6 protein-coding genes are annotated in these 16,412 nt (G+C 44.1%); 3 read left to right on the forward strand and 3 right to left on the reverse strand.

What is annotated here, in order from left to right; genetic code table 11:
* Positions 1 to 79: 79 nt before the first annotated feature.
* The 3 genes from RMO55_RS02775 to RMO55_RS02785 all read right to left on the reverse strand — a co-directional run bounded on the left by RMO55_RS02775 (position 80) and on the right by RMO55_RS02785 (position 4,856).
* Positions 80 to 1,582 (reverse strand): NADH-quinone oxidoreductase subunit M, encoded by a 1,503-nt coding sequence (locus RMO55_RS02775; protein WP_310423151.1) that lies wholly within the window; start codon positions 1,580 to 1,582, stop codon positions 80 to 82.
* A gap of 103 nt (positions 1,583 to 1,685) precedes the next feature.
* The gene (locus RMO55_RS02780; protein WP_396134152.1) at positions 1,686 to 3,524 is read right to left on the reverse strand and encodes an NAD(P)H-quinone oxidoreductase subunit F; all 1,839 of its coding nucleotides are present in this window, start codon (positions 3,522 to 3,524) and stop codon (positions 1,686 to 1,688) included.
* Between the two features lie 165 nt (positions 3,525 to 3,689).
* Positions 3,690 to 4,856 carry a response regulator gene (locus RMO55_RS02785; RefSeq protein ID WP_310423159.1) on the reverse strand — a complete coding sequence of 389 codons (1,167 nt, stop codon included), beginning with the start codon at positions 4,854 to 4,856 and terminating at the stop codon, positions 3,690 to 3,692.
* 120 nt (positions 4,857 to 4,976) lie between these two features.
* Here RMO55_RS02785 and RMO55_RS02790 point away from each other — a divergent pair, with 120 nt between their 5' ends.
* From RMO55_RS02790 to RMO55_RS02800, 3 genes are all read left to right on the forward strand, one after another.
* Positions 4,977 to 8,351 carry a GAF domain-containing protein gene (locus tag RMO55_RS02790; RefSeq protein ID WP_310423162.1) on the forward strand — a complete coding sequence of 1,125 codons (3,375 nt, stop codon included), beginning with the start codon at positions 4,977 to 4,979 and terminating at the stop codon, positions 8,349 to 8,351.
* A 425-nt stretch (positions 8,352 to 8,776) separates the two neighbouring features.
* Entirely contained in the window at positions 8,777 to 10,672 is a 1,896-nt protein-coding gene (locus RMO55_RS02795) for a tryptophan dimethylallyltransferase family protein (protein WP_310423164.1), read from the forward strand.
* Positions 10,673 to 11,000: 328 nt separating this feature from the next.
* A complete protein-coding gene (locus tag RMO55_RS02800; protein ID WP_310423167.1) occupies positions 11,001 to 16,403 on the forward strand; it encodes an AAA family ATPase in 5,403 nt (1,800 codons plus the stop codon).
* Positions 16,404 to 16,412 lie beyond the last annotated feature (9 nt).

Here is a 16,412-nt window from a genome sequence, read left to right on the forward strand (position 1 = left end):
CGCGCTCGTCGGGTTCCCCGACGGTTTAGCGCACCAAGCAGAAGAATGAAACCCAACATCTCCAGACATTTGCCAATATCTAAATTTCCGGCATTTCTACAATTACTTGAACTTGCCCAGGAACAGTATTAACAATTGCCGTTGGTTGATGTAGAGTTGCGAGAATAGTGGGTTCGCTCCAGCGGGTAATCCAGCCTGGCTGAAATCCGAAAATGACGATCGCGGCTGTTAAGATCATGGCTGGATAGCGTTCGCGCCAGGATACACCTTCTAAATTTTGGACCTTTTCTGATAGTCGTCCAAAAAAGGCTTTGTTAATCAGTAACAGATAATAAACAGCCGTCAAACCTGTACCAATCATACAGAGTAGGGTTTGCACGGGGAAGACAGGGAAAGTACTGCGGAAAATTAGAAACTCAGCCACAAAGCCTACCATCCCTGGAATTCCCGCACTCGCCATCACCGCCAATACCATCAAACTGCCAATTACAGGCATTCCCCGCTCTGGATTGAGCAAACCTTGTAAAACATTAATATCGCGAGTCTTAGTCTTCTTGTATACCACGCCGACGCACAAGAATAGAGCCGCCGAAATTAAGCCGTGACTGACCATCTGAATCATCGCGGCGGCAAAACTTAGGGGCGTACTCGCAGCGGCGGCGAGTAAGATATAACCCATGTGACTGACGGAGCTGTACGCCACCATCTTCTTCATATCTGTTTGCGCGATCGCCATCAAAGCACCGTACAATACACTAGCGATTGCCCAGTATGAGAGCCAAGGTGCGGCAATCTGCCAAGCCGCTGGAAATAGTCCCACACAAAAGCGCAGGATGCCGTAGGTGGCAAGTTTGAGCAGTACTCCAGCTAGTAAGACCGAAATCGGGGTGGAAGCTTCTACGTGGGCATCTGGGAGCCAGGTGTGGAAGGGGAACAATGGCATTTTGATGCCAAAGCCGAGTAATAATGCGCCTAATAGTAAGAACTGTTGACTCAATGGTAATGCGTGAGCTAGTTCGGGATTGTAAGTAAAGCTACTGCTACCGCCAAACCAAGCTAATCCGAGAAAGGCGGCTAAAATTAACGCACCAGAAAGAGCGGTGTAAATCAAGAACTTTGTCGCTGCATAGGCACGTTTTTGACCACCCCAAATCGCGATTAATAGATACAGCGGAATTAATTCTAGCTCGTAGGCGATAAAGAATAGGAGCAAATCTTGGGCTAAAAATACGCCAGACACCGCCGCATTTAATAATAGAATGAGACTGTAATAAAGTCGGGGTCGATCGATCTTTTCATCGCTACTATAAATTGCCACCCAAGTCAATAAACTATTCAGTGCAACTAAAGGCAATGATAAACCATCTACACCCAATCGGTAGGATAAACCTAACGCATCAATCCACTGGAAATTCTCGACGAATTGCATACTAGGATTGCTGAGATCGAACTTTGTTAATAACAACACAGTCCAACCAATTACCGCGACGGATACCCACGATGCGATCGATCTGGTTTGACTGGGATAAAAAGCTGCTAAAGCAGCTCCTAACAAAGGAACTATTAATAAAATACTCAACATAATTAAATAATTTGAAATATTAAAACCTATAATGAATGTAAGGCTGCAATGATTGTTTTGGTGTGCTACGCTCGATCGCGAACACACCCTACAGATTTAATTGTTAAAACTTCCAAAATAACCAAGCAATCATTAAACCCAAAACTCCGGCACTAACAGTAATTGTCAGTGCATAGGTTTGCATCTGACCCGATGTGCCATACTTCAATCCTTCGCTACTAAAAATTGTCGCAAACCCGACCAAATTGACGAAACCATCGACTACATATCGATCGATCCAAGCCGTCACTTTAGATAGTTTTACAACCAGCCAAACGATCGTGTTATCGTAAATTTTCTCTACATAAAAATCATAAGTTAGTAGCTCTTGAATCCAAGGTAGCGAGAGTTTAATCGGGGTGCGATCGGATCTAAAATACAACAGTCCACCAACGACAAACCCTAGTACTGTAGATAAACTAATCGAGCTATATTCCAACAGGCTAATATCGTCTAAATCTGGTAACAACGACAACTGCCACATCACCGTAGGGATCAGTAATGTAAAAACTGTTAAAAACACCATTGGTAAGGCTAATGGCCAAGGAACTTCGGGTGCTCGTCTGGTTTTAGGCTGAGTTTTGCCGAGAAATACCAAGCCAAACACGCGGGTGAGGTTAAAAGCCGTTAAACCATTCACCAGTAAGATCACCCCAATCGCCCATGGATATTCTAGCCACAGCCCTTTAAAGCCATCCTGGAACGCCCAAAACGCACCCAAAGGGAAAACGCCTGTCATTGCCAATGTACCAACGATAAACGCGATTGTCGTCGCAGGCATACTCTTAGCTAGACCGCCGAATTCGTTGACATCCTGGTTATTGGTGGTCAGAATTACACAACCCACGCTCATAAAAATTAGAGCTTTAGCGATCGCATGGGCAAATAATAAGAATAGAGCGAAACTAATCCACTTGGCCCCGATCGCAATAAATACTAATCCCAAATAAGCACTGGTGGAATAAGAGATCGTCCGCTTGATATCGATTTGCGCGATCGAAACTAGTGTAGCCCCAATTGCTGTCACCGTCCCAATTACCATCAACGTCGTCGTCACAACTGGGGAAAGATACAGAATCGGGTGAACCTTAATTAAAATATATGCCCCACCCGTAACTACCACCGAATTTCGGAGAATCGAAGCTGGATTTGGGCCTTCCATCGCCTCATCCAACCATAAGTGTAAGGGAAACTGAGCACACTTGCCGATCGGCCCTGCAATCAACGCCAAACCAATCAGCGTCGCCGTTGTGGGCGAGATATCCGTCGTATCGCACCACTTATACAGATCGTCGAAATCCAGACTACCCGCAATACTCGACAGCGCAATTACTCCCGCAAACAGGACAATATCCCCAGCTCGCTTCGTCAAAAAAGCATCCCGCGCCGCCTTGACTACTAGCGGTTGAGCATACCAAAAGCCCACCAGCAAATAAGTACACAGCGTCAGCAATTCCAGCAACCCATAACTCACCAACAGTGAATTACTAATCGCCACCATACTCATCGCGCCCTCAAAGAAGCCCACCAACGCAAAAAATCGCGCCAGTGCCCAATCCTTCTCCATATAGCCCAGGGCGAATACCTGAGCGATCAGACTCAATACCGTCACCGCCTCCATCGCGCCGACATTCACCGCTGACAGCTCAAACGTCAGATTCAACTCCAAGCCCGCCACCGTCAACCAATTCAAGACAATATGATAAGGAGTTTGATTCCAGACCAACCGAAATAAAGCAGTCCCATGAATAAACGCGATCGTTGTCATCAAAATATTCAAATAGGCTGCTGGTCTTGGTCCAGTCCGCCGTACCAGTCTAGTCATCCAAGGAATGCTAAGAATAGCTCCCAGCAAGCCATAGCCAGGTATCAACCACCCTGTATCTAGCAGCATCTGCTCCATAAATCGCGCCCAACTTAAAAATAAGTTTATGTTAAAAAATGATGTTTTAAGGTCATCCAGTAGCAAATTGGATCGCCATCATTTATTATCCATCAGTCGGGGATCGAAGTGTACAGAGTAATTTACAGCCTGCACGATACAATGTTTGACATCTGGACATCAACCCTAGTTTTGGATGGAGATGGTAGCTGTTTCTGTGGTGGGTATTTTTGCCGATGCCAGTGGTAATGTTACATAGATAGATAGATCCTCTGCTTCGGCTCCAGACATCAAAAATACTCCATCGTAAATTTCAATAATCTTTTTGACAATTTTTAAACCTATTGCCAATTCTGGATTTTCATCTGCCGATAATTTGAATTGGATAAAATTAGAGATTTCTGAATGTGGCGTATTCTGGTGACTATCTTGAAAACTAGATAATGACAAATGAAATGCATTGTCGATGATTTTACCGTGAATTTTTAAGCGAAGATTAGTTTGATAACGATCGAGGATATAATTGAATAGTTCATTGAATAACCACTCAGCTAGATCGACATTTACTGCCAACTTTGCATCCTCAATTTCACAAGTAAGATCCCTGGGTCGCGGGACTCCAGCAAATCTAGCCTTTAATATCTGCGCGATAATCGACTTCGGGATCGAGAGATCGTCGCGATTTGGGGTCGGTGTATCTACGATTAGTTGTAAATAAAACCAAAATTTCTGAGTTAATGTATGTAAATGTGCCACAGATCGATCGCTCGACTCCAAAAGTTGAAGCGTCTCTGGCAAGCTCAGGTTTTGGATATTTTGCTTCAAGTATTCTATGTTTTCGGCGATCGTACTCAAGGGTGAATTAAATTCATTAGGAAAACCAACCGCCAAATCTAAGCGAATTTCATTCAAATTATTTGATAAGGAATGAATATTGTTGCGCTGAAGTTTAGAAAAAGATTGAATTCGATCGTGTTGTTTTTTGATCCGTAGCATAGAGTTGACTCTCGCACGCAGCTCGAGACCATTAACTGGTTTGTTGACAAAATCGTCAGCACCTGCGGCTAGACAACGGGCTAAATCTTCTCTGCTAGTTAAAGCTGTCACCATAATAATCGGTACAGCAGACCATTCAGACATCAAATTGATCCGCTTGCATACTTCAATCCCATCGATACCAGGCATCATGAGATCGAGCAAGATCACATCGGGCTGGAATTTATCCAGAGCAGCGATGGCGGCTTCGCCAGAATTGGCATAGTGCAATTTATAGTTTTCACTAGTCAGCAGTATTTCAATCACGTCAAAGTTGTCTGGTTCATCATCAACGACTAAGATCGAATATTCACTCATCTGAATTAATTTGTTATATTTTCTCTAGAATGCCCATTCCAATGCTGATGTTAACTCTTTGTCTAGTCATTTTGAGTTTAATTGAGGGCATTCTAAGTTCAGCATCCTCTTCACAAATACATGCTGAACTCTATCCCGCTGCCCGTGCAATCTGAATCGGTCTTGGAGATTGTCTGTCATCCGATCGTGGTAACACCCGATCTGACGGTGATGGATGCGATGCTCCATCTGAGTGGCATCAGTGGAGTGCGTTTAGCGGAATTACAGAGCCAGCCATGTTCCAGTTGTGTTTTAATCGTCGAGGAAGGGCAACTCCTGGGTATTCTGACTCAAGGAGATATCGTGCGATCGATCGCCACACAGCGGGATTTGGGGAGTCTAGCAATTCGCGACGTGATGACAGCCAATCCAGTTACACTTAGGGCAGCGGATTTTACCGATCTGGTAGTTGCGATCGATTTACTCGATCGACATCAGATTCGCCATCTACCAGTTGTTGACGATCGAAATTGTTTACTAGGGCTATTAACTGCCGAACAGCTCCAACGTCATTTAGTTAAGGCTTTAACCGCAGAAGTATTGCAATTAGAAACCAAGGCAGTAAGTTCAAGTCATCAATTGCTCCTACTGGACTTAGATTCTCCAGCCGAAGTAGTGCGTCAAGAAGCAGCATTAACTCTCAAAGAATCCCAGCAATTTTTGCAAACTGCGATCGAAACCTTCCCACTCGCAGTCTTTTGGAAGGATCGAGAATCTCGCTTTCTGGGTTGCAACCACAACTTTGCTCGAGATGCCAATTTGAGATCGCCCGCAGAAATCATTGGCAAGACTGACTACGATCTAGCTTGGGACGCATTTGAAGCTGATGGCTACCGCGCTGACGATCGACAAGTAATCGACTCAGGTGTGCCAAAATTGGGGATTATCGAAACCCAGATGCGGGCAGATGGTACCTCGATTTGGGTTGAAACCAACAAAATCCCGTTGCGAAATGTCAACGGTGAGACGATCGGCATCTTGGGGACTTATCAAGATATTACCGATCGCAAGCACGCCGAAACCCAGCTACACAGAACAGCGGAAATGGAGGCTGTATTGCGAGAAATTACCCAACGGATTCGTCAATCATTGGATCTGTCGATCGTGTTTGAGACTGCTGTAGCAGAGATCCGCGCATTTATGAAAACCGATCGAGTTGGGATCTTTAGATTCCAATCCGATTCCAACTTTGATGATGGTGAATTCGTGGCTGAATCAGTAGGTGACGAATTTGAACCGATTTTGGGCGTAAAAATTCACGATCCTGATTTTGGCGACAAATTGGCGCGTCACTATCAAAAAGACAAAATTAATATTGTCGAAGATATCCATACGGCGGGATTGCTAGATGGCGAGATTCAGATTTTAGCCAATTTTCAGGTGCAAGCCAATTTAGTCGTACCCTTGCTCAATGGCCCAAAATTGTGGGGTTTGCTCTGTATCCATCACTGTTCGGCACATCGAGCTTGGCAAGAGATCGAGATTAATTTTATTAACCATATTGCCGAACAGATTGGGATTGGCATTCAACAAGCTACCCTCTATGAAAAAGTCCAGTCAGAACTAGAAATCCGCTGGCAGGCAGAAGAGTCGATGGCCCACCAATTGCGCCAGCAGCGAATATTAGGGGAAATTGCCGAACAAATCCGTAACTCGCTAAAAGTAGAAGAAATTTTGGCGACAGCCACCAGGCAAGTTAAAGAATTAATGATGGTCGATCGGGCGACGGTAGCTAAGTTATTGCCTAATGGTAAAATTCGGGCAATCGAAGAAGCCGTCTCGCCCAAATATCCTCAAGTGCTGAGGATGAGTTGGAACGATGACGGATTCAGTAATGAAGCATTTGCATTCTATTTGCAGGGTAAAGCCCGCACTGTTTTTGATGTGAGCCAAGATACCTGGTCGTCAAGCTGGCAAGAAGATCTAACGATGGCAAAAGTTAAGTCCAAAATTGTCGCACCGATTTTACTACCATCTGGACATGGCGAAACTCCTCGCTGGGTTAGTGGTGACACCCAGCTATGGGGACTACTGATCGTCGATTCGTGTGGTTCCCATCGTCACTGGCAACCTGCGGAAGCCCAATTACTCCAGCAAATTGCCGACCAATTAGCGATCGCGATTCACCAGGCAAGTCTATTCGAGCAGTTGCAAGCAGAATTGGCAGAACGCAAGCAAGCAGAATCACAATTGCGTGAAAGCAACCAAGAACTTGCCCGCGCTACCCGGCTCAAGGATGAGTTTTTGGCGAGCATGAGTCACGAGCTTCGCACCCCGCTCAATGCCATTCTCGGTATGTCTGAAGCCCTGCAAGCATCAGCATTCGGACCCATCGACGATCGACAACGCAATTCGATCGCCACGATCGAAAGAAGTGGCAATCACCTACTGACTTTAATTAATGACATTCTCGATCTATCTAAGATCGAGGCCAATAAATTTCAGCTCGAATTGACAGATGTATCGATTCACTCTCTCTGCCAGAATAGTCTGTTATTTATCAAAGAACTCGCCCACCAGCGGCAAATTCGAGTCCAGATCCAATTGCCCGAGTATCTCGAACAGCTAAATATTCACGTAGACGATCTCCGCTGCCGTCAAGTCTTAATTAATTTACTCAGCAATGCGGTTAAATTTACGCCAGAAGGGGGGAGTGTTTCGTTGGATGTGCGGGTGGTGGAGAGTGGGGGAGTTGGGGAAGATGCGATCTCAGTTGAGCAACACTCTTTGACACAAACGCCGTGGCGAATTGTTTTCTCTGTGATTGATACAGGTATCGGCATTGCCTCCGAAAATATGGATAAGCTATTTCAGTCCTTTGTCCAAATCGATAGTAATCTCAGTCGCCAGTACGCGGGGACAGGATTGGGGTTGGCATTGGTCAAACGGATTGTCGAAATGCATAGTGGTAAGATTACAGTCGATAGTACAGTAAATCTGGGCAGTTGTTTTAGGGTATCGTTACCTTTCCATCCTAGCTCCGAGATGGTTGTTTCCCCATCATTGCCCCCCCTAGTCTATTCCCTCCCTCCAGCGGCTGATGACACTCCGACAATTAGACCCAAAGCACTAATTTTGGTGGTGGAAGATAACGAGGCAAATATGGAAACGATGACAGGCTATTTGACAAGTCGTGGCTATCGTCTGATGGAGGCAGTAAATGGACAGCAGGCAATTTCTATGCTGGAAGACAGCACCAACGATCGGCTGCAGATCGACTGTCCCGACATTATTTTGATGGACATTCAGATGCCAGGAATGGACGGGTTTGAGGCAACTAGACGCATTCGCCAGATCCCTGAATGTGCCCAGATGCCGATCGTCGCCTTGACAGCCCTAGCGATGCCCGAAGATCGCCAAAAATGCCTAGATGCTGGAGCCAGCGAATATGTAACGAAACCTGTCAAACTGGGTCAACTCGTTTCAACGATCGAAACACTACTACGCGACGATTAACAGCGTGTCAATCTATACATATCTCTCAAAAAAAGCGCAATTAGCATAAGTTTTTCTATCAAATCATTGTTAGATCGCGCAATTTTTTTGTACCAGTTGTTACAAAAAGTTAACTTAATCATTTATTTATCGATAACCGATTGTCGATCGGTTATCTTTTTTTACATCTATACGTAGTTGTCAATCTTAATCTAAATACTTTTTAAATGTAAAAATATAAATTTTAATCCATCAAAAGCACTCTCAGTAAAAGATTTAATGAGATCGATCGATCTGGCATGTCAAATTTAGATAAGTTCCAAGATGAGGATACTTGGTAAAAAAAACAACAAGTGTTTTGTTTTTATATTCATGTGCTAAGATTGCATCAAGTGTTTTAAAGACCGAAAAATAAAAATTTGTTCATCTAAATATTGGGGTTTACCATGATTAATTCTGAGAACATCTTTGCAGCATCGAGGTCGATCGATCCATTAAAAAATCAACCTGAGATCGAGCGTCATTCCCAAGTAGGATTCGATCCAGAACAACTAATATCCAACAAACCAACCTATTTTGAAGTCGGTGTCGAGAAAATAACAGCCTTATGTAATGCGCTGGACATGACTGCAAAAACTGCCCAAGTTGTCGAAGTTTTTCGGGTGATGACTTCCTCTTGGGGCGAACGCCAAATTGGTGAGACTACTAATTGGCCGTGTGATGTCTCCGATGATGGCTCCCCCTTTGAATTTTCGATCGCCTTAGACCCCAAACAGGCAGAACTCCGCATCTTGGTAGAAGCCCAAGGCAGCGATCCCAATCTCCAGTCCAATTGGCAAGCCGGACTAGCTCTCAATCAAGATTTAGCAACCCACTTTAATGTTAGTCTCGATCGCTTTGGGCAAATTGAAGACTTATTTGTGCCGACAAATCCCGCTGCAAAATTCTCGATGTGGCACGCTGCCTGCTTTTATCCCGACAAAGAGCCAGCATTCAAGCTCTATCTCAATCCCCAAGCCCAGCAACAGAGCCGAGCGGCTGCGGTGGTTGAAGAATCTCTAGTCCGTTTAGGTTTCCTTCATGCTTGGCCAGGATTGGCTGAAATCGCTGCTCAACGCGGCCCCGACCAAGACGAATTCCCATACTTCTCTATAGATCTGGCTGCCAATTCAAAGGCGCGGGTCAAAGTCTATGTGCGTCATAAGGATGCTACGGTAGCGGATCTGGAAAGAGCATTGAGTTTAGCTGATAATTATGTTGTAGGAGCTGCAACAGAATTCTGTCAGGCGATGGCAGCGGGTCAAAGCTCATTCTCAGCCAAGCCAGCAATCTCCTCTTTTTCCTGGATTGAAGGGAATGATGCCACTCCATCAATTGGAACACTGTTCTTACCAATCTCTAGCTATGCTCCTGACGATCGAGCTGTATGCGATTGTCTCGATCTATATTTAATCCAGCATAGTCTTCCAGTCGCTATCTACAGCTCTGCACTCAAAACCTTTGCAACACGTCCTCTGGAAGCAGGAATGGGAATGCATTCCTATATTTCATTACGTCAAGAGAAGCAGCAACGACGAGTAACTGTTTACCTGAATCCAGAAGTAAATGCAGTTAGATCTCCAAACGCAAAAGTTACCTCACAATCAGTACGATGCTTACCATCTCTGGAAGAGATAGTCTGGCATTATGAAAACTATTCAATAGCCGACCACCCATTCTTGCAACGATTGCAACGAGAACCAGTTAATCAACAGCATATCTGGCTGATACTAATGAATCTTCGTGAAGCGGCCAGTCACTTTAGCCGTCGTCTCGCCAATATTATTGCTCGGATTGATGATGAGCGGATTCGTTGCATTCTTGTCAAGGAGTTAAACGATGAACTAGGATCTGGAAATATCGAAAGGATTCACAGAAAGCTCTTTGAGCAAATGATAACTGGGATCGATTCTTGGCGAATGAAGTCTTTCACCAACGAAATGCTGGTGCCAGGAAAAAAACTCAATCAATGTCTAGAGGAAATTTATTTAGATTCCAATCCCTACTTAGGAGTGGGAGCAGGTCTTATGATGGAAGTTCATGGTAAGCAGTTCACGCTGTGGTTGGGTCAGGAATTTCGGAAAACAACTGTGGATCTTTCTACAGTCCTGTGGCTGACACTGCATGAAGAATTAGAGATCGATCATGTCGATGAATCTCTTGTTATTACTCGTTTTGTTGCTGATTCAGAAGAAGGCGTAGCAGCAGCAAGACAAGGAATCGATCGGGCTTGTGTTGCGTCATGGAGCTTCCTTGATGGTTTATATCGTCTCTGCTATGGTGCATCGCCAGTAACTGTCTAAATTTATCCTTTAACCCATTATTGCAATCTAGAGGCAGATTAGACCCCCAGCAAAATTCTTTGTAGGGGGTCTTTCAATCCGCTTTTTATTAGTCAGCGACACTTTTCGCTACGCGGACGTTAAAATTAGTGCAAATATTGGTCTAACCGAAAAATATTTAATATTACTTACACTCGATCGACATTACACCCAGTATTTTGGGCAGAATATAAAATATATACTAAAAGCCGTAGTAACTTACTAAATAATACATTTCCACCAAATTGGGAGCTTGTAAGTAAGACTAATCTATTTGCTGTAGTTAGTATCACTGTATATTGGGGACTGGATGATGACTACCACAATCAACTTAGCAGGATATTCGGTCTCAAAAGAACTGCGTGTCGGCACTCGGACCTCCGTCTATCTGGGAATGCGAGATCGAGATGGATATCCAGTCAGGATCGAGGTCTTGAGCAATCCATTTCCCCGATCTCAAGAGCTGCTCCAACTCCGCAATCAATACACGATTACCAAAAATCTCGATCTCCCCAACATCATCAAAACTCTGGCACTGGAAACCTTCCATAACTCTTATGCCCTAGTCACAGAGGGTTTTGAAGGTATTTCACTCAAAGATCTATTGTATCGCCAGGGTGGACTGGGATCTAATTCGCAAACATTGACCCTATTCCTGAAGATTGCGATTCAAATTGCGGAGGGATTGGCTGGGTTGTATCATCATCGGATCGTTCACAAAGATATCAAACCCGATAACATCTTATTCAATTCAGAGACACAACAACTAAAACTGATTAATTTCAGTATTGCCTCATTCTTACCCAGAGAAACTCAATCAATTCAAAATGTCACTGCACTGGAAGGGACACTAGCATACATGGCACCGGAGCAAACCGGACGCATGAATCGTGGGATTGACTATCGTAGCGATTTTTATGCATTAGGTGTGACTCTATACGAACTATTGACGGGAGAGTTGCCTTTTGATACCAATGAGCCGATGAAATTGGTGCATTGTCATCTTGCGCGGGAACCAATCCCTGCGCATCTCATCAACCAGGAGATCCCCGCAATTATCTCCCAGATTGTCAGTAAGTTGATGGCAAAAAATGCTGAGAATCGCTATCAAAATGCACTGGGATTAAAATACGATTTAGAGACTTGTTTGGCTCAATTGCAAGAGACAGGAAAGATTGCATCATTTGCTTTGGGAGATCGAGATCTAAACGATCGGTTTATTATTTCCGAACAACTTTACGGTCGAGAATTGGAGATTTCAGTATTATTAAATGCTTTTGAAAGAGTCAGCAATGGTCAGGCTGAAATGATGTTAGTAGCTGGCTATTCAGGAATTGGTAAAACTGCTATAATCCAAGAGATTCACAAACCAATACTGCGTCAGCAGGGTTACTTCATCAAAGGTAAATTCGACCAGTTTCAGCGGAATATTCCCTTCTCAGCTTTTGCCCAAGCCTTCCGCAATTTAGTTTGGCAATTACAATCGGAATCAGATTGCCAAAGAGAAATATGGAAAACAAAAATTCTCGACGCAGTTGGCGAACATGGGCAGGTACTAATCGATCTGATTCCCGAATTAGAATTCATTATCGGGAAGCAACTTCCTGTGCCAGCATTAGTTGCCAGTGCAGCCCAGCAACGCTTTAATGTGTCGATTCAGAAATTTGTGCGCGTATTTGCTAGCATAGAACATCCTCTAGTGATTTTTATCGACGATTTACAATGGGCAGATTTATCGTCGCTAAATCTCCTCAAATTGTTGATGCAAGATGTTTCATTTCTTCTAGTGCTAGGGGCTTATCGGGATAATGAAGTCTCGCAGATTCATCCATTGACATTAACGGTAGATGAAATCCGAAAAATTGGGGCAACGGTGAATACAATTATGATTCAACCTCTCAAATTTCCCGATCTTAATCGATTAGTTGCAGACACCTTAAATTGCAATCTAGATCTGGCTGAACCCTTAGCAAAATTGGTCGAACAAAAAACTCATGGCAATCCTTTCTTTGCCACCCAATTTTTGAAAGCACTATATGAAAGTGGACACATTACCTTTGCCCCCAGATCCCAGACTTCTTTAAGAAGTCTGGGATCTGAGATCGGTGGTTGGCAGTGCGATCTGACTCGAGTCAGATCCGAAGCTCTCACTGACGATGTAGTAGAGTTTATGGCATTGCAGTTGAAACTTTTACCGCAGCCAACTCAGGAGTTACTAAAGCTGGCTGCCTGCATCGGGGCGCAATTCGATCTCAAAACTCTAGTCATTGTTTCGGAAAATTCCTTCCAAGATATGGCTGTATCGATTTGGAAAGCATTAGAAACAGGCTTGCTGATTCCGACTACGGAGATGTATAAGTTTTTTACACCATCAGATGCCGAATTAATGTTCGATCTATCGGCAAATCCAGTTTATCGCTTCCTGCACGATCGCGTCCAACAAGCAGCTTACTCTTTGATTCCCGATTGCGAAAAACCAGCAACTCATCTCAAAATTGGACGGTTACTCGAAGATAGTACAGAGATTCCCTTAGCAGAAAAGCTGTTCGATTTAGTGGGGCATTTAAATCTAGCGAAAGAATTAATTACCACACCAAGCGATCGACAATTCTTTGTCGATCTTAACTTTAGTGCGGGTAAAAAAGCAAGAAATTCTATAGCTTATGCTGCGGCAAATATTTACTTTCAAACAGGGATCGAACTGCTCTCCGATGATTGCTGGGAAACTCACTATCAGTTGACTCTAGATCTCCATGTTGCGGCTGCTGAAGCTGCTTATTTGGCAGGCAATCTCGATCGGATGGAAGAGATCGCGATGGTAGTAATGGAATCTGCACAGACAATTTTAGATAAAGTTGAAATCTACAAAATTCAAGTTGCCGCACATACTGCCAATGGCAAAATGCAGGAGGCAATCTCCAAAGGGATTGGGGCACTCTCTCAATTGGGAATTGAAATACCTATTACCCCTGACGCAGCAAAGACTGGCGAATCGCTACAAATTCTTGAGAGTCAACTCGAAGGCAGAAGAATTGAAGATATTGTAGATCTACCTGTGACGAGCGATCTCCAAACTCAAAAAACGATGGAACTGTTAGCCGATTTAGGCGCACCTATTTTTATTAGTATGCCAGCGTTAATGCCTATTCTTAGCTCTAAAATGGTGAGTCTATCACTCCAGTTCGGCAATACAGCAACATCGGCGTTAGGGTATATCAACCATAGCTTAGTGCTGACTAGCTTTTTCGCAGATGTGCAAACTGGTTATCGTTTTGGTAAGTTGGCACTGGCTTTAATGAATCGCTTTGATGAGCCAAAAGTACATAGCACGACTTCATTTCTATTTGCCAACTGGATTCAACATCGCAGTGAATTTCTCCGCATGGTGATGCCAACATTGAAGTATGGGTATACCGTTTTTATGGAAACTGGTGACTTTCTCAACGCTGGCTATAGCATCAGTTGTTATTTTGATGCCAATTGGCTTTCTGGGGCAGAACTGGATACTTGGGAAGCAGAAATATTACCTTACAGTCAAGAATTAGAGCGAGTGAAACAATATTCAGCGCGAGCTTATCTGGAGATGAAGCGGCAGATAGCACAAAACTTGATGGTGGGTGGGAGTCAGCCAGACTGTCTGGTTGGAGATGCTTACGATGAAACGGTGATGATTCCCAAACATCTGGAAGATGGCGATCTGACGGCCCTCGCTTATGCCCATATCTACAAATTGATGCTGGCGTACTTATTTAATAGTTACAAGGCTGCGCGAGAGAATATTACCCAAGGGCAACAATATTTGATGGCAGTCTCAGGGATGATTCCGATTCCGGTGTTCCACTTTTACGCAGCTTTGACACATTTAGCCTTGTTTGCGGAACAGTCAGAACAAGATCGCGCAGAAACACTCGTCCAAGTAGAGATCCATCAAGGCACGATCGAAGAATGGGGCAAAAATGCGCCGATGAATTATCATCATAAATGGCATCTCATTGAAGCCGAAAAACAACGGGTATTGGGCAATAAAGATGGTGCAATCGAACATTACGACCTCGCGATTGCTGGTGCCAAAGAGCATGAATTTGTCCAGGAAGAAGCCCTTACCAACGAACTAGCTGCCAAGTTTTATCTAGACGAGGGAAGAGAAAAGTTGGCTCAGGTGTATATGATGGAGGCGTATTACTGTTATGTCCGTTGGGGTGCAAAAGCTAAAATAGCGCAGTTAATCGCACTCTATCCTCAACTCCTCGAAACGATCCTGCATCCAGATCGCGCTGAAATTTCCTGCGTGGAGATGTCTACTAGTGCGACTTTCGGGGCTAACAACTCTGAATTTTTAGATTTTGATAGTCTACTCAAAGCCTCCCAAACCGTTGCAGGGGAAATTGAATTCGACCGATTATTGGGAACTCTACTCAACATCATCATTACTAATGCTGGAGCCGATAAGTGTGTCTTGCTACTCAAACAAGAGTTGGAGTTGCAGGTTGTCGCACTGGTAGAAGGAGTGGAAGATCCGCAACTATTGACACCAACATCACTAGCATTTAGTCAAGATGTGCCGATTAGTATGATAAATATAGTGCAGAATAATTTGACACCAATCACAATCGGCGATGTACTCCAGGATCGGCAGTTTTCCAGAGATCCTTATATTCAGCAATCTCAGCCTAAAAGCATCCTCTGTATGCCGATCTTACATCAAGGTCAGTCGATCGGGATCTTATATCTAGAGAATCATCTCACAACTGCTGCATTTACTAGCGATCGAGTAGAAATGCTGCAAATACTCACCAACCAAGCGGCTATTTCGATCGAGAATGCCAAACTTTACCGTCAATTGCAAGGAGCAGTAGAACTACTCGAACAAAAAGTTGAAGAGCGCACCGCCGAACTCAAAGTTGCTAAGGAAGCAGCCGAATCTGCAAATCGCTCCAAGACTAGTTTCTTCAACAACATTAGTCACGAACTCCGTACACCTCTCAACTCCATCTTGGGCATGTCAGAGGGGTTGCAAGAACAAGTACATGGTGCTCTTACCGAAAAGCAACTACGATGCCTCCAAATCATCAACAGTAGTGGCACTCATCTGCTAGAATTGATCGACGATCTGCTCGATTTGGCAAAAATGGAAGCTGGAAAGCTAGAACTACATTGCGAATCAACCAATCTCCGTCATCTATGTAATTCCAGTCTCGTATTTGTCAAGCAGCAGGCTTTCCAAAAACGGATTCAACTGGAACTAAATCTCCCTGAAGATCTGCCTACTGTGTTACTGGATGAACGCCGGATGCGCCAAGTTTTGATTAACTTGCTCAACAATGCTGTCAAATTCACACCAGAAAATGGGTGTGTTAGCCTAGAAGTAATCCATATAGTTGCCACTGAAACGACAGATCACGAGTGGATTCAAATTGCTGTAAGTGATACAGGCATGGGGATTGCACCGGATAATCTCGATCGACTGTTTCAGCCCTTTGTCCAAATCGATAGTGCTTTTAACCGCCAAGCTCGGGGGACAGGATTGGGTTTAAATCTGGTACGGGAGATTGTCGAATTGCACGGTGGAAGAGTTAGTGTCACCAGTGAAATTAATGTTGGTAGTCGGTTCACTGTCGATTTACCCTGCGGCAGTATGCCATTTATCCTCCCACTAGATCTTGATAATCGCAGCCAGAACCAGTGGGTACCTATCAATCACCCTACATGCTAATTGTGTCAT

Origin of the sequence: Chamaesiphon sp. VAR_48_metabat_135_sub (assembly GCF_031418915.1) — a bacterium.
Taxonomy (GTDB): domain Bacteria; phylum Cyanobacteriota; class Cyanobacteriia; order Cyanobacteriales; family Chamaesiphonaceae; genus Chamaesiphon.

Excerpts from the sequence above, each read along its gene's own strand:
- RMO55_RS02775 (WP_310423151.1), bottom strand. The coding sequence starts at position 1,582 with ATGTTGAGTATTTTATTAATAGTTCCTTTGTTAGGAGCTGCTTTAGCA.
- RMO55_RS02780 (WP_396134152.1), bottom strand. The coding sequence starts at position 3,524 with ATGGAGCAGATGCTGCTAGATACAGGGTGGTTGATACCTGGCTATGGC.
- RMO55_RS02785 (WP_310423159.1), bottom strand. The coding sequence starts at position 4,856 with ATGAGTGAATATTCGATCTTAGTCGTTGATGATGAACCAGACAACTTT.
- RMO55_RS02790 (WP_310423162.1), top strand. The coding sequence starts at position 4,977 with ATGCTGAACTCTATCCCGCTGCCCGTGCAATCTGAATCGGTCTTGGAG.
- RMO55_RS02795 (WP_310423164.1), top strand. The coding sequence starts at position 8,777 with ATGATTAATTCTGAGAACATCTTTGCAGCATCGAGGTCGATCGATCCA.
- RMO55_RS02800 (WP_310423167.1), top strand. The coding sequence starts at position 11,001 with ATGATGACTACCACAATCAACTTAGCAGGATATTCGGTCTCAAAAGAA.